The sequence below is a fragment of the Mesorhizobium sp. M0496 genome (genome assembly GCF_040321205.1).
GTDB lineage: Bacteria > Pseudomonadota > Alphaproteobacteria > Rhizobiales > Rhizobiaceae > Mesorhizobium.
This window is the reverse complement of the sequence record NZ_JAMYRC010000045.1, coordinates 32,576-47,319: the sequence shown is the minus strand read 5'-3', so window position 1 is coordinate 47,319 and position 14,744 is coordinate 32,576. Positions and strand designations below refer to the sequence as shown.

General features: G+C 64.8%; 15 protein-coding genes. 12 read left to right on the top strand and 3 right to left on the bottom strand.

The window, feature by feature from the left end; translation table 11 throughout:
* Positions 1-37: 37 nt before the first annotated feature.
* Together NKI73_RS27895 and NKI73_RS27890 are read left to right on the top strand one after the other, a co-directional pair.
* Positions 38-979 (top strand): phage terminase large subunit family protein, encoded by a 942-nt coding sequence (locus NKI73_RS27895; RefSeq protein WP_352634478.1) that lies wholly within the window; start codon positions 38-40, stop codon positions 977-979.
* Between the two features lie 96 nt (positions 980-1,075).
* Positions 1,076-1,879 carry a class I SAM-dependent methyltransferase gene (locus NKI73_RS27890; RefSeq protein WP_352634476.1) on the top strand — a complete coding sequence of 268 codons (804 nt, stop codon included), beginning with the start codon at positions 1,076-1,078 and terminating at the stop codon, positions 1,877-1,879.
* A gap of 323 nt (positions 1,880-2,202) precedes the next feature.
* On the opposite strand, the gene NKI73_RS27885 is transcribed toward NKI73_RS27890, so the two are convergent.
* Positions 2,203-2,574, bottom strand: a complete 372-nt coding sequence (locus tag NKI73_RS27885) for a nuclear transport factor 2 family protein (RefSeq protein WP_352634474.1) — start codon at positions 2,572-2,574, stop codon at positions 2,203-2,205.
* A gap of 125 nt (positions 2,575-2,699) precedes the next feature.
* Between NKI73_RS27885 and NKI73_RS27880 the strand changes: the two genes are divergently transcribed.
* The gene (locus tag NKI73_RS27880) at positions 2,700-3,269 is read left to right on the top strand and encodes a hypothetical protein (protein WP_352634472.1); all 570 of its coding nucleotides are present in this window, start codon (positions 2,700-2,702) and stop codon (positions 3,267-3,269) included.
* On the top strand, positions 3,238-3,363 hold the full coding sequence (locus NKI73_RS27875; protein ID WP_352634471.1) for a hypothetical protein: 126 nt from the start codon (positions 3,238-3,240) through the stop codon (positions 3,361-3,363). Before NKI73_RS27880 ends, NKI73_RS27875 begins: the two co-directional genes overlap by 32 nt.
* Positions 3,364-3,621: 258 nt before the next feature.
* On the opposite strand, the gene NKI73_RS27870 is transcribed toward NKI73_RS27875, so the two are convergent.
* Positions 3,622-4,239: a class I SAM-dependent methyltransferase gene (locus tag NKI73_RS27870; RefSeq protein ID WP_352634469.1), complete on the bottom strand. Its 618-nt coding sequence runs from the start codon at positions 4,237-4,239 to the stop codon at positions 3,622-3,624.
* A 299-nt stretch (positions 4,240-4,538) separates the two neighbouring features.
* On the opposite strand from NKI73_RS27870, the gene NKI73_RS27865 reads away from it, so the two are divergent.
* Together NKI73_RS27865 and NKI73_RS27860 are read left to right on the top strand one after the other, a co-directional pair.
* Positions 4,539-6,308: a portal protein gene (locus NKI73_RS27865; protein ID WP_352634467.1), complete on the top strand. Its 1,770-nt coding sequence runs from the start codon at positions 4,539-4,541 to the stop codon at positions 6,306-6,308.
* Positions 6,305-6,628 carry a Bbp19 family protein gene (locus NKI73_RS27860; RefSeq protein ID WP_352634465.1) on the top strand — a complete coding sequence of 108 codons (324 nt, stop codon included), beginning with the start codon at positions 6,305-6,307 and terminating at the stop codon, positions 6,626-6,628. The genes NKI73_RS27865 and NKI73_RS27860 overlap by 4 nt, the downstream gene beginning before the upstream one ends.
* A 95-nt stretch (positions 6,629-6,723) precedes the next feature.
* On the opposite strand, the gene NKI73_RS27855 is transcribed toward NKI73_RS27860, so the two are convergent.
* The gene (locus tag NKI73_RS27855) at positions 6,724-7,038 is read right to left on the bottom strand and encodes a YMGG-like glycine zipper-containing protein (protein ID WP_352486238.1); all 315 of its coding nucleotides are present in this window, start codon (positions 7,036-7,038) and stop codon (positions 6,724-6,726) included.
* 271 nt (positions 7,039-7,309) lie between these two features.
* Here NKI73_RS27855 and NKI73_RS27850 point away from each other — a divergent pair, with 271 nt between their 5' ends.
* The 6 genes from NKI73_RS27850 to NKI73_RS27825 all read left to right on the top strand — a co-directional run bounded on the left by NKI73_RS27850 (position 7,310) and on the right by NKI73_RS27825 (position 14,742).
* Positions 7,310-7,882: a hypothetical protein gene (locus tag NKI73_RS27850; RefSeq protein ID WP_352634463.1), complete on the top strand. Its 573-nt coding sequence runs from the start codon at positions 7,310-7,312 to the stop codon at positions 7,880-7,882.
* A gap of 206 nt (positions 7,883-8,088) precedes the next feature.
* The gene (locus NKI73_RS27845; protein WP_352634461.1) at positions 8,089-9,000 is read left to right on the top strand and encodes a hypothetical protein; all 912 of its coding nucleotides are present in this window, start codon (positions 8,089-8,091) and stop codon (positions 8,998-9,000) included.
* 176 nt (positions 9,001-9,176) lie between these two features.
* On the top strand, positions 9,177-10,166 hold the full coding sequence (locus tag NKI73_RS27840; protein WP_352634459.1) for a Coat protein: 990 nt from the start codon (positions 9,177-9,179) through the stop codon (positions 10,164-10,166).
* Between the two features lie 570 nt (positions 10,167-10,736).
* On the top strand, positions 10,737-11,333 hold the full coding sequence (locus NKI73_RS27835; protein ID WP_352634457.1) for a phage connector family protein: 597 nt from the start codon (positions 10,737-10,739) through the stop codon (positions 11,331-11,333).
* Entirely contained in the window at positions 11,333-13,801 is a 2,469-nt protein-coding gene (locus NKI73_RS27830) for a phage tail protein (protein ID WP_352634455.1), read from the top strand. The genes NKI73_RS27835 and NKI73_RS27830 overlap by 1 nt, the downstream gene beginning before the upstream one ends.
* A gap of 266 nt (positions 13,802-14,067) precedes the next feature.
* Entirely contained in the window at positions 14,068-14,742 is a 675-nt protein-coding gene (locus tag NKI73_RS27825; RefSeq protein WP_352634453.1) for a hypothetical protein, read from the top strand.
* The last annotated feature ends 2 nt before the right edge of the window (positions 14,743-14,744 follow it).

Here is a 14,744-nt window from a genome sequence, read left to right as displayed (position 1 = left end):
TTTTGTCGGCCACGCAGGTGGAGGGCATGGCGAAGGGGTGACATCTCAGGACTTGGGTTCCTCGCCCCAGCAAAGCGGGGGAGAGGAAGGGCGCGAGGTCGCTGGCCTTGGCTCCCTTCCTCTCCCCCACCCTTGTGGGGATGAGGAACCCAAGCTTTCCAATGATTTCGCGATGGTGGTGCAAAGATTCTCTTCGAACGATGTAAGTTGGAGAACCAAAAGAATGTCCCGTCACGTCACCTTCATGACCATCGACGAAGCCGAGCACTATTCCCCCGACGAGCGCGCGGCGATCGTTGCCGCCTATCCCGCGCATGAGCGCGAGGCCCGCGCACGCGGCATTCCGGTGCTGGGCTCCGGCCGCATCTTTCCGGTGGCGGAGGCGCTGATCGCCTGCGAGCCGTTCCGGCTGCCGCGCTACTGGCCGAGGCTCGGCGCGCTGGATTTCGGCTGGGACCATCCTTCGGCCGCGGTCGAACTCGCCTGGGATACGGAGGCCGATGTCGTCTATGTCACCAAGGCTGCCCGCGCTTCGCAGCAGACGCCGGCCATGCAGACGCTGACGCTGAAGCCGTGGGGCGAATGGCTGCCCTTCGCCTGGCCGCGCGACGGCCGCCGCGAGACGCTGGAAGGAGCGGGCGTTGCGCTCGCCCGGCAATATGCCGCGCACGGGCTGAACATGCTGACCCGCCACGCGCAATTCCCCGACGGTTCGGTGTCGGTCGAAGCCGGGCTGATGGAAATGCTCGACCGCATGCAGTCCGGCCGCTTCAAGGTGTTTTCGACGCTGGCCGACTGGTTCGAGGAGTTCAGGCTTTATCATCGCAAAGACGGCCAGGTGGTCAAGCTGCGCGACGATCTGATGGCGGCGACACGCTACGGCGTGATGATGCTGCGCGAAGCGGTGGTTGATCCGGCGGAGTTCAAGGCGGTGCGACGGCCGGTGGGGCAGAGTGATCCGTTGGGGGCGTTTCGGTGAGGGGCAAGGCTCCCCACACTTCGTCGGAGCGGGACTTTCTGGGCGGCATGTCGGCTCAAAATATGCCAATCTCGGGCCGATCCATTGGAGGCAATGATGCCCAACCACGCGATGAGCCAGGCAAGTTTCCCGGAGATGTACGAGCGGTGGCTCGCAGGCCCTCTCTTCCGGCCGTGGGCCGAAATGACTCTCGAAGAGGTGGCGTTGTCTCCAGGCGATCGTGTCCTCGACATCGCTTGCGGAACAGGAATAGTGGCCCGCGTTGCAAGGGAGCGGCTCGGTGACGCCGGATACGTTGTCGGCATCGACGTCAGTTCGGATATGCTTGCCGTTGCGCGCGCCGTGGCGCCGGGCATCGACTGGCGCGAAGGCAATGCCGGCGCCCTGCCTCTCCATGATGGAGAGCAGTTCGACGTTGTCGTCTGCCAGCAGGGATTGCAGTTCTTTCCCGACAAGCCCGCGGCGGCAGCGCAGATGCGGCGGGCGCTGGCTAAGGGCGGCAGGCTGGCGGTAGCCACATGGCGATCCGACGACGAAATCCCGTTCTTTCGGGCGCTGCGCCGCGTGGCGGAGCGTCACCTGGGCGCCATCAAGGATCTGCGGCACAGCTTTGGCGACGCGGCCTCCGCTGAGGCGCTGCTCCGGGACGCCGGCTTCCACGAAGTCCGGTCAACGACTGTATCGCGCACAATACGCTTCCAGGACAGCGCACCCCTCCTGAGCTTGAACACGATGGCGCTCGTCGGCATGAGTGCTGTCGGCAGGGAAATGAGCGATCAGGAACGCAAGCGCGTCGTGGAGGCCATCGTGAGCGAAAGTGCGCCCGTGCTGCGCCCCTACGCCGATGGGTCGGGACTCGCTTTCGAGCTCAGCACCAATTTGGCGACAGCTGAAGGCTAACGAAGGAATTGCGAATACGGTGACAGTGCACTTTTATCGGGCGCAAACTGTCGGCGGGCAGAGCGATCCGCTGGGGCTTCAGGTGAGGGGCGAAATGCCCGACTTCGTCATTCTCGGGCTTGACCCGAGAATCCATGCCGCGACGGCCGCCGGGGAACGCGGCACGTCAGAACTCCGCGCCGTAGCAGCGCTCTCAGGTCGCGGCATGGATCCCTTGGGCTGCGAAGCAGCTCCAGGGGTCTGCGCCGCGTCGCTCCGCTCCTTGCTCCGCCATAGGATGAAGAGGTATCGGTCGCACCACCGCAATTCGAAATGACGCCGTATCACTCCACGATCTTCCAGTAAGAATCCTTGCGGATCACCTTGCCGTTGCGAAACGTGTAGAAGTCGCAGCCTTGGACTTCCTTTTTCACGCCCTCGCGGGTGGCGCCGGTGAGGGTCCATTTCGACATGCCGGTGTCGGCGGCCTCGTCCGCAAAGTGCTGAGCCTTGCCGTAGTGGACATCGGGCAAGCCTTCGAAGCGTGTCGCCAGCGCGTCCCGTACGTTGCGCCTGCCCTCGCAGCGAGTTCCCCAGGGCTCGGCTCCCCTCGGCATCTCCAGGACGCAGTCGTCGGCGAAGAACGCCATGATGCGATCGAGATCGTGCGCGTTGAAGGCTTCGCATAGCTCCGTCAGTGTCGCTCGAATGTCCATTCGTCCGTCTCCTGGATAGCCGACAGCGTTCCGAAGTTAGGTCACCGACGAGGGGGACGGTCAAGTGCACAAGCCGCCAGACTCCGCCCGAAAGCAGGAACCACAACCCATCGCCCGGCCCGTTCATGCCCCTCCGCATCATCCCCGCCACACTGCGCGACCTGTCCTACATCGCCGCCAACCTCCGCCCCGAAGACCGGGCCGAGATCGACTGCCAGCTTGACCACTGGTCGCCGGTTTTGCTGGCGCTGACGGCGTTGCAGGGGTTTGCCCATGTCGCCGAGCTCGACGGCAATCCGGAGGCCGGGTTTGGCGCTGCCGAACAGCGTGGCGGGCTGTGGATCGCCTGGAGCTGGGGCACGCGCCGGATGCGGCGCTGCGTGCCCGGGATGACGGAATTCTTTCACGCCGTGCTGGGGCCGCAGGTATCTGCGCGCGGCGCCTGGCGGGTCGAGGCGCGGGCGCTGGCCGCCAATGATCTGGCGCTGCGCTGGCTTGGCCGGCTGGGCGCAACGCAACGCTGCCTGCTGCCGGGCTACGGCAAAAACGGTGAAGATTTTTTCCTCTATGACTGGACAAGAGAAGGCTGGAACCATGTGTCTGTTTCAAAAACCACCGGAACTGAAGCCGCTGCCGCCGACACCGACAGCCGAGGACAAGGACGTGCAGGCGCGCGAGGCGGCACTGCGGGCTGAGCTCGAACAGCGCCAAGGCACGCTGAGCACCATCAAGACCGACCTCGCGCCCGGCAGCCTCACCGGCCAGCGCCGCGTGCTGCTGGGGATGTGACCATGACGCGATGAAGCGCAGTTTCAGGAAGCGCGTGTGGGATTGGTGGGTGTGGAGACGGCATGCGCGGGTGATGAGAAGGCGGGGGTGATGAGAAGGCGGGGTGATCTCCCCCCTCGAGGGGGAGATGGCCGGCAGGCCAGAGGGGGTCGGTACGACGGGACGCGACCTTCTATCTTGAAAAAGAGAATGCCGGCGCTCCACGCGAGGCGACCCCCACTGTCGCCTTCGGCGACATCTCCCCCTCGAGGGGGGAGATTACGCTCGCCGCGCGAAGGCCCAGACCATCAGCGGGTATTCCTCGTCATTGCTCAAGTCCCGCCACAGGCCGTAGGCGCGGACGGGGCCGCCGATGTGAGCCCTGGCGCAAGCCTTGTTGCCCCAGCCGTGGACCTTGACGTTGGCTTCGGGAAAGCCGCCATCGACCATCAGCTGCTTGAGGCCGGCGGGCGTCCATCTGTTGTAGTCGTGCGGCCTGGCGTGCACCCGAAACAGGAACGGTGTCGCCACCATCGCCCAGCCGCCGGGCCGGGTCATGGCGTGGATGTTCTGCACCGCCGCCTGCGGCCGCCGCACATGTTCCAGCACCTGGTCTGCGATGACGATGGAATATTGCTCGTCGGTGCGGTCCTTGCAGATGTCGAAGGCGGGGAAATCGACCGAGCGGTAGTTGGGGCACATCGCCCGCCAGGTGCGGTTCCAGCCGGGCGAGATCTCGATCACGTCGGAAGCTTTGCGGTTGCCCGCTTCGAGAAAGAGGCTGAACGCCTCGATCTGGCGGATACGCAGCCAGTTGCGGGAATCATAGCCAAGCAGCCGCTTCGCTACCTGTTTGCCGCGGTTTTTCAGGGTGCCGGCAAGGCTTGTCGTCGTCACATCGACCTCCTCGAAACCCCGCCATGAGAGAAAGCTAGCCCAGGCAAGTGGGCAAAAGATGACAGGAGTTTTTAGGGGAGGTTGGCGCGAGGCACCCCCCTCTGTCCTGCCGGACATCTCCCCCGCAAGGGGGGAGATTGGATGTTGCGACGGCCTTCGCCAATTGTGAACGTTGCAGGAAAAGTGAGGCCGCAAAGCTGCCAATCTCCCCCCTTGCGGGGGAGATGGCCGGCAGGCCAGAGGGGGTGCTGTCCCTCGGCATTTCCAAGAGAACGCCACTACCAACAAGTGAGACACCCATGACCGATTCCCGCGCCCGCAATATCCTGTCCCGCCAGTCCGAGCTCGAGAGCGAGCGCAGCCAGTATGAGGCTGTGTGGGAGCAGGTGGCGGAGTTCTGCGACCCCGATGCGCCCGATATCTGGAGCGGCCGCCGCACAGGCAGCCCGGATTCGCAGGCCGAGCGGCAGGAGCGGCGGGGTGCGCGCGTCTATGCCAACACCATCAACTCGGCCGCCAACCGGCTGGCCGCGGGGCTGGAAAGCCTGATCATTCCGCAGTCGGAAAAATGGCATGGGCTGTCGACTGCCGCCATGAACGACGAGGAGACCGACGAGGAGAAGGAATGGGCGGAAGGTTTGCGCGATTTCCTGTTTGCGCTGCGCTACTCCGCCAATTCGAATTTCGTGCCGGCGACCCAAGCCTGCCTGCGCAATGTCGTGCGCTACGGTCCGGCATATCTCTATGCCGAGGAGGGGTTTGGCGCGACACTGATCCGCTACGCCTCGATCCCGGTGGTCGAGGGGTATCTCAGCCGCAATCGCTGGGGTCAGGTCGATATTTTCCATCGCCGCTATGAGCGCACGGCGCGGCAGGCGGCACAGCTGCTCGGCTACGAAAAGCTGCCGGCGCGCATCAAGGTTCTGCTCGACGATCCGGCCAAATGCGAGACGAAGATCTCGCTGATCCAGTGCATCCAGCCGCGCGACGAGCGCAAGATGTATCGGCTGGGCGGCCAGTACCAATATCTCGACACGGCCTTCGCCTCCTACCACGTCATCGAGGACGAGGAGGAAATCGTCCGGGAGAGCGGCTTTCGCACCTTCCCGGTGTCGACCTTCAACTGGCGCCGCTACGAGGGCGACCCCTATGGCATCTCGCCGACCATCGAGGCGCTGACGACGGTGCGCGAGGAAAACGCCGTGCGCCGCTCGGGGCTTCGCGCCCTGCAGCAGATCACCGACCCGGCCACCGCCTCGAAGGCCAGGCTCGACTATGTGCCGGTGCTCAACCCCGGCGAGAATTATCCCGGCCTCATCGACGACAATGGCAGACCGCTGATCGCGCCGATCTCGACCGGGCAGAACCCGACATATGCCTTCAACTACGCGCAGAGCCGCGCCGACGAGATCCGCGACATGATGTTCGTCAACCTGTTCCAGACGCTGGTGCAGAACCCGCGGATGACGGCGACCGAAGCGCTGATCAGGCAAGAGGAAAAGGGCGCGCTGCTCGGGCCGTCCGGCTCGATCATCCAGGCCGGCTTCGCCACCAATCTCGACCGCGAACTCGGCATTCTGGAGGACAAGGGCCTCTATGACGAGGACAGCCGCTTCCTGCCACCGGAAAGCCTGGCCGGCAAGGCGGTGCGGCCGACCTTCACCGGCCCGCTCGACGTGCTGCGCCGCTCGGCCGAGGCGCGCGACACCATCCAGGTGGTGACGACCGCCATGCAGATGGCGCAGTTCGACCCCGGCGTGATGGACAACATCGACAGCGACGAGGCGATCAAGATCGTGCAAAGCGCCGGCCGCAGCCCGCAGCGCATCTTCCGCCGCAAGGAGGAGGTCGACGGCCTTCGCGATGCCCGCGCCAAGGCCAGCCAGGCGCAGGCCGGCATGGCGGCGATCGCCACCGCCGGCAAGGCCGCCAAGGATGCGGTGCCGGCGGCGGTGCAGGCGCGCGACAGCGGCCTGCTCGACGGGTTGCAAGACATGCTGGGCGGCGCCCAAGATGCGCAAAGTGGTCAAGGCGGGCAGCCCATCGGCCCGGCGGGCAACGGCGCATGAGCCGGAAACGCTTCGCTCACTCCGGACAGGTAGGCAGTCCTGCCAGGGCCCGGGACGCGCTGGCCAAGGCATATCTCCGTGTGTTCTCCGGCGAGGACGGCGAGATGGTGCTCGCCGATCTGGCTGCGACGACGGGCTATTATCGGCGTCCGTCCTATGGCGAGTGGATGGCGCGCACCAGAACGCCCAATGGCTTCGAGCTGCACAGCGCGCTCAGCAATGCGCGAGCCGAAGTGGTGCAGCACATTATGGGGTTTCTGACGCTGGACGAGATGCAGCTGGTGGCGCTGGAGAAGGCGGCAAGGGCGGAGGAGCGGTAGCTGTTCGCCGACGCTGGTGCCCTACGGCGCCCCCCTCTGTCCTGCCGGACATCTTCCCCACGAGGGGGGAGATTGGCAGTTCCGCAGCAATCGCCTCAATAATCGCCGTTGTAGTACCGGTCGTCGCAAGGCGCGGTGTAGATGCGGCCGTAGCGGTCCTGGTAGCGGCAGAGTTGCTCGCCGCGGCGCTGCGGGGTGGTGGCTGAGCCGACGACGGCGCCGAGCAGGGCGCCGCTGGCCGCGCCGATGACCGTGCTCTTGGTGTTGCCGCCGATGGCCTGGCCGACGAGGGCGCCGCCGGCGCCGCCGATCAGCGCGCCGGTTCCGGCCCGCTGCTGGCCCTCGGTCTGCGCGCAGCCTGCCAGTGCTGCGGTCATCAGCACGGCGGCGATGGCTTTGTGAAAGTTCATGTGTGGTCTCCCTTGAAGGCCTGAAATCCCTATGGCTCGTCCCGTGCGGTCGCATTGCGGCGGAACGGGGGCACGAAGCCTCACGATATAAGACATGGTTTCTCGGGCGTTGATGGACCGGCGGCCGAAAACACTCCTTTCGAACAAGGCGCTAGCGTTGCTCCTTGTCAAAATGATTCAGCCTGTGGCGGCTCGGCCGGAGCCAAACCGGGGCCTCCCCCGCGCGCAGCGCACACCTCTTCTCGCCTCACCGAAAAATGGAGAAATGCCAATGACCCGAGGTCTTCCCCGGACGCTTGCCCGCGCCGCCGCCCGCGAGGCCGGTCTTGCCCCGCCCAGGCCCGGCCTGAAAGCAATCACAACAGGGCAGGGCGGATCGTATCGCACTGTCTTCACCTTCGCCGGCATGCAGGTGCCGGTCGCCGATGCGCTGGCTTATGCCGGCCAGAAGGTCTTCGATTTCACCGACGGCAAGGTGCGCATCAAGGGAGGCACGGCGCGGCTGCAGTTCGCAGTGCTCGGCATCCGTCCGTCAACGATCAACGACAATGCAGCGCTGACCTGGTCGCTCGGCTCAGCGGCGGCATCGAGCGCGACGTTGGCTGGAACCATGGTCAATGTGCTGGCCTCGACGGCCCGCACGCTCGACGGTGTGGGTGCCGCGCTCTCCACCGCCTCGACCGCCGACATCGCCGCCGCAGTGACGCTGGATGGCACCACGACGCCGATCGATCTCTATCTCAACCTGGCGTTTGCCACCGGCACCGACATCGATGCCGACGGGACGATTGCCGTGACCGGCACGATCACGCTGCTGTGGGAAAACTGGGGAGATAACGCCTAGGCGCCAATCTCCCCCCTCGAGGGGGAGATGTCGCCAAAGGCGACAGAGGGGGTCGGTTCGACCGGACGCGACTCCCGGCGACGAATGAAGTTGGCGCTCCACGCGCGGCGACCCCCTCTGGCCTGCCGGCCATCTCCCCCTCGAGGGGGGAGATACCAAGCTTTTGCCGTCGGCTCTTTTCTAACCTCAACAAAGGAATCTCACACATGACAGATCTGGCAGACGCCGGGTCCGTGGCGGCGCTTGCGCTGCCGGCGGGCAACCCGGCATGGCCTCCGGCCAACGGGGACAATGGGTCCTCCTCGACGGCCGGCAAAAGTTGGTTTGACGGTCTTTCCGAAGGCAACCGCAAGCTCGCTGAAACCAAGGGTTGGACCAAGCCTGAAAGCCTCGATCGGGTTTTCACATCCTATGCGGAGCTGGAGCGGCGGCAGGGTGAGAGCCTGCGCGTTCCCGCCCCGGACGCATCGCGGGAAGACTGGGACCGGTTTCATGCCCGGCTGCCCGAGACCATGCGTCCGGTCACCTCATCCGAGAAGGTCGAATACATCAGGCCGGAAGGACTGCCGGACAATTTCGCCTATTCGGACGAGCTCGCCAATGCGTCCAAGGCCTGGGCGGTCGAGGCCGGTGCTTCGCCAAAGACCGCGCAGGCCTATCACGACAGGTTTGTCGGCTACATGGCCGAGCAGGCCGCGCGCCAGGAAATCGCGCTCGCCCGCTCGGTCGAAGCCACCCATGACGATCTCGTCAGGGATTGGGGGCCGACCGACAGCGACGGCTTTCGCCAGAAGCTGGAGGTCGCCAACCGGGCGATGAAAAAGCTCGGCCTGGTCGACGCCTACAAGGCGAAGGGCATCCTTCTGCCCAACGGGGCGCTGACCGATCCGCAGATCGCCAAGGCGTTCCAGGCGATCGGCGAGGCAATGTTCCGCGAAGACACGATCGACGGCGGTGCTGGTCGGAGCGGAGCCAATCCGTTCAAGCGCAACGCCGCCGGCGAACGCAACCTGACTGATATCTCAGCCCTCGTCAAAAGCGACCCCGCCCGTGCCCGGCGGCTGGCTCGCGAGGCCGGGGAGAACCCCGACCTCTGGATGCCCAACAACCCCCTCTAAAGCTGTGTCGATATTCAGGTGATGCCGGCCTGCAAACGATGGCTTTCTGCGCTTCCGGTGCTCACGGACCCAAATGTCCGCTCCGCTCCGGTTCTCGAAAGCCATCATTTTCGGCTCGGCCTGACCTGAATCTCAACACACCTTCACCGCCAAACCAAACCTGAAGGAAGAGAAAAATGGCAGATGCCTACACCCGTATCGCGGACGCGATCGTTCCGTCCGTCTATGCGCAATATGCTTTCGAGGAACATGTGCAGTCCCTCGAAATCTACCAAGCCGGAATCCTGTTTTCCGACCCGGCTATCTCGTCAAAGCTGTCGATGGGCGGCCGCTCCGTCGATATGCCCGGCTGGAAGGATCTCGGCAACGACCCGTCCGAACCGGTCAATGACGATCCGGCCGATTCCATCGAGATGAAGAAGATCGGCTCGCGCCGCGAGGTCGCCGCCCGCAATGTCCGCGCCCAGGCGTGGGGCGTTCCGGACCTGACCTCGATCCTGGCTGGAGACGATCCGCAGAAGCTGATCGTCAAGCGGCAGACCGAGTACTGGCAGCGCGCCAACAAGCTGACCCTGCTCGGCATCCTGAAAGGCGTCGTCGCCGACAACATCGCCAATGACGGCGGCGACCTGGTGCGCACAACAGGCGCTTCCATCGTCGACACCGACATCATCGAGGCCGCCTATCTGATGGGCGACCGCGCGGACAAGTTCAAGACGATCTGGATGCACTCCAGGCAGATGAAAGCACTGAAGCTCGCCGACCTCATCGACTACGTGCCGTCTTCCGAGCAGGGCGGGCCGCTGATCCCCTACTACATGGGTCTGCGCGCCGTCGTCGACGACGACATTCCGCAGGCCGGGGGCGTCTACACCGCCTTCATGTTCAAGGACAAGGCGATCCTGTGGAACGAGCTGCCGGTAAACACCGAAGGCGGCCCGCTGGAGTTCGATCGCAAGCCGCGTCAGGGCCATGGCGGCGGCGTCACGGAAATGGTGGGGCGTCGTCACTTCGTCCCGCATGTTCCCGGCACCCGCTTCCTCGACGCCTCGTCGGCCGGCGAATTCGCCACCGATGCCGAACTGGCGCTGGCGGCGAACTGGGACCGCACCGCGTCGAGCGTCAAGAACATGACGTTTATTGCGCTGAAGACGACCGAGGCCTGATCAGGCCGAGGCGAGGGGCGGGGGCGACGAGCTCGCCCTTCGCCTCTCGTTCTGACAGCATTCCTTCGCGCCCCCTCTGTCCTGCCGACATCTCCCCCATGAGGGCCGGGCTATTGCATATGGAAATCCTGAGATGTCTGCGCGGCACGGACCCCCACCCCTAACCCCTCCCCACAAGGGGGGGAGACTTCCGTTGGTGCTGACCTAGGCGAATCGCTGTCTTTCGGCGCCAAAGAGGAATTAAAGGCACGCGGCAGCGTTCCCTCCCCCCTTGTGGGGAGGGTTAGGGTGGGGGTCTTCTTCGCAAGAATCCATATGCGATAGCCCTGCCCTCAAGGGGGAGATCGGGTGTTACTGCGCCCTCGCCAATCTTCGATGTCGCAGGAAGAGCGCCAGCGCCTGAACTGCCGATCTCCCCACCCGTGGGGGAGATGTCCGGCAGGGCAGAGGGGGGCGTCGTAGAGTGCGATCTCTGAATATAGCCATCCAATTCCCCAGCCGCTTCGCAGCGGCTTTTTTCATGTCCGGAGAAAAATCATGACCCGACCTGCATGGACGAGGCGCTGACCCATGGCCATCACCCCGCTCGATATCGCCAACATGGCGCTCGGCGTGCTTGACGAAGCGCCGATCGACAGTCTCGATCAGGACGTCAAGGCGGCGCGGCTCATCAACCTGCATTTCGACCTCGCGCGCGAAGCAGAACTGACCAAATGTGCCTGGGTATTCGCGATCCTGCGCGCCACTGTGGCGGGTGCGGATACCGGCGGCGATTGCGGCTTGAATTTCGTCTATGAACTGCCGGCCGATTGCCTGCGGCCGCTGCCGCCGACGCAGAATGGCGAACCGGACGGCGTGCCGATCTCCTGGCGGCAGGAGGCTGGCCTGATCTACTGCGACCAGTCCGGCCCGCTGACCATCCGCTACATCGCCAACCTCACCGACCCCAACGACTGGGATGCGCTGTTCACGGAGGTGCTGATGGCGGCCCTTGCCATCAAGGTCGCGCATCCGCTGACGCACAAGTCGGGCATGATCGACATTGCCCGCTCGGCCTATGACCGGGCGCTGGAGGCGGCGCTGACCGCCAACGCCATCCAGCGCGGCGGCCGGCTCTACAGCGCGTCGTGGTCCAACCAGCGCGGCGACAACAGGATTGCGCGCTGATGACGACGCTCTATCCCGTCCAGGACGTCTTCACCCGCGGCGAGATCTCGCCCCGGCTGCACGCACGCGCGTCGCTCGACTTCTATCGGGCGGCGCTGTCGAAATGCGAGAACTTCGTCACCCTGCCGCATGGCGGCATCCGCAAGCGCGGCGGCACTTATTTTGCCGGCGAGGTGAAGATCTCGGCCAAGAAGACGCGGCTGATCCCATTCATATTCTCCGCCGATCAGGCCTACGCGCTCGAATTCGGCGACCGCTACATCCGCGTCTACGCCTATGGTGCGCGCGTCGGCACGGTGGAGGTCGCCTCGCCCTATCTCGAGGCGGATCTGTTCGAACTGGCCTATGTCCAGTCTGCCGACCAGATGTGGATCACGCATCGGAACTACCAGCCCAAGGTGTTGACGCGAACCGCGCACACCATTTGGACGTTCGAAGATTTCGAATTTCTCGACGGTCCCTACGATCCGCTCAATGACACAGCAACGACGCTGACGCCATCCGATACCGGGCATCTCACACCACAAATGACCAGCAATTCCGCTCCATCCGGCACCGCATCCACGGGCAGCGGTGGCGCGTCGGCCTGGCAGATGTTCGACCGCGACAAGACGCAGAATATCGAGGTCGCAAGTGGTGGCGACGGCTACATCCGATATCGCAACGCCGACAGTGCGCGGCGCGTGGTCGATGCTTATTGGATCACCACGTCGAAGACGGCGACCGGCAATTATGACTTCTTCACCGCATGGGAATTGCAAGGCTCAAACGACGGTGCCAACTGGGTGACGCTGGACACGCGCACTGGGGAACTCGGCTGGGGAAACGGCGAAACCCGATTCTATGATTTCACCAACAAATCAGCGTTCGAATACCATCAGCTGGTGTTCAGTGGTGGCGGTGGCGACGATGCCAACGCCAGCGTCTCGGCTGAATTGGCTATGCATATCGCCGCTTTCGATCAGACGCCGTTCGACCTTACCGCCTCGTCAATCGTCGGCATAAACGACGACAACGGCTTTCAACCGTCGGATGTTGGTCGCACCATTCGCCTTCTCGGTGCCGATGGCATCTGGCGCTGGGCCAAGATCACCAGCCGCACGAGCACGACTGTCGTCAAGATCAGACTGTATGGCCACGCCTTGCCGAACGCGAACCCGATTACGCGCTGGCGGCTCGGCACGTTTGTCCCGGGAAAGTATGTCGAGAGCGGCTCGCTCTACGAAGAGCGGCTGACCTTCAGCCGGAAATTCTCCGTCTATGCCTCGGCCACCGGCGATTTCGACAATTTCGCTCTCGGCGAGAAGGACGACGACGCGCTCGAGTTCATCCAGGCCGGCGGCGGCCAGGCCAACGACATCGTCTGGATCGCCGACAGTGACGGTGCGCTTTTGATCGGCACATCCGGCGGCATCCGCGCGCTTTCGGGCTCGGGCATAGACGAGGCGCTGACGCCGTCCTCGTTCAAGAACCGGCGCTCGCGCACCTTCGGCTGCGCCCGCATCCGCCCGGTCGATGCGGGCCAGTCGTTCCTCTATGTCACCCGCTCGCGCAAATCGATCGCCGAGCTGACGCAGACGGCGCAAAGCCGGTTTGCTTCGGACGATGTCGGCCAGGTCTCAGAGCATATTCCCAAACAAGGCGTGGTCGAGCTGGCCTTCCAGACCGACCCCGACCCGTTGCTGTGGTTCCCGCTCGAGAATGGTGAGCTTGGCGGCTATACCCATCAGCCGAGCCAGGACGTGCGCGGTATGCACCGGCATCGCCTGGGCGGCAGCGTCAGCGGGGCCAACTGGGCGGTCGTCGAAAGCGCTGCGGTGACCCCCGGCCAGAACGGCAATGACGATCTCTGGCTGGTGGTCAAGCGCACGATCGGCGGCGTGACCAGACGCTACATCGAGATCAAGACGGCGCCGTTCGAATATGGCGCCATTGCTGAGGCCTTCGAGGTCGATTGCGGCCTGAGCTACACGGGCATTGCGGTTACCACGGTGGGCGGGGCCATCCATCTCGCCGGCCAGTCCGTCGATGTGCTGGCCGACGGAAAAGTCTATCGCGGCCTCGTTGTCAGCGGCGGCGGCACCGTGACATTGCCTGATGGCTCGACCGCCGCCAAGTGGCAGCTCGGTCTGCCCTATGCGGCGGGCGCCGACACGCTGGAACTCGACGTTGGCGGCCGCGACGGCTCCATCATCGGCCGTCGCAAGAAGGTGGCGAAGGTGATCCTGTCGCTGCTCGAGACCGACACCACGGGGCTCCAGGTGCAGTCCTTCATGCGCGGCCGCTGGGAGCCGGTGCGCATACCCTCGATCGTCGCGCCCGATGGGCGGGCAACGCTGTTCACCGGCAATGTCGAAGTGCCGATCGACGACAGCTGGGAAGGGCAGGGCCGGGTGAGAATCCGCCACGTCAACCCGACGCCTTGCACGATCAGGGCATTTACGCCGGTGTTTGACGCCGAGCCTTAGATAAAGCTGCCAATCTCCCCCCTTGTGGGGGAGATGGCCGGCAGGCCAGAGGGGGGCGCTGTCCCGCCGACAGATCAATTTGGCATCTTCGCGCCACCTCTGCCGAACGCACTCTAAGCATCAGGCCAAGGCAAGTCAGGCAAGGCCGCGATCCTTCGCGCCCCCCTCTACCCTGCCGGGCATCTCCCCCACGAGGGGGGAGATTGGCGGTTTCGACGCTGCGCCTTCTCCGAAGTCATCCCGCTCTCCGAAAAGGAATCTCCCCCATGACATCCCTCCATGCCGAGCAACTCGGCAGGGCGCGGACGGCTGCCGAATTCGCTGCCGCCATCGCCTTGCTAGACGCCGACCTCATTGACGCGCTCGCCCGCAGACGCGAACTGGCTGAGACCGAGGACCGCGCGGTCTTCGGCGATGGCGACCTGGCCGCCGCGCGTGCAGCCCTCGACGACTGCAACGACCAGATCGCCCTGCTGGAAAAGACGATCGACACCGCCGGCAAGCGCCGCGTCGATGCCGCCGCCAGCGAAGCCCGGGCCGACATCGCCGCCCTTGGCGACGAGATCAAGGCCAGGGCAGGAACGCTGGGCGAACGCTGGCGCGACGTCCGCCGGCTGGTCGAGCAGCTGCGCCAGCAATTGTTCGAGGCCGACGCGCTGGCCCGCACTATTGCCACCGCCAATGGCCTGTTCGACGCCGCCGGCGTTGCCGATCTCAAGGTCAACCTGACCACCATCCGCCGCGCCGCCATGGTAGGTCCGCGGGCCGCCCCACCCGCCCGCCTCAGCCGGCCGGTGCTGCAGGCCGACAAGCTTTTGCTGTCCTTCCTCAGCCCCGGCGGCGCGCTCGACCCGCGCCCGCCGCTCGGCGCGCGGGTCGACAGCGTCAAAAGCAAATTCATTCCCGCAACAGCAAGCAAACCCCTGGGCGAACGAGGCTGAAC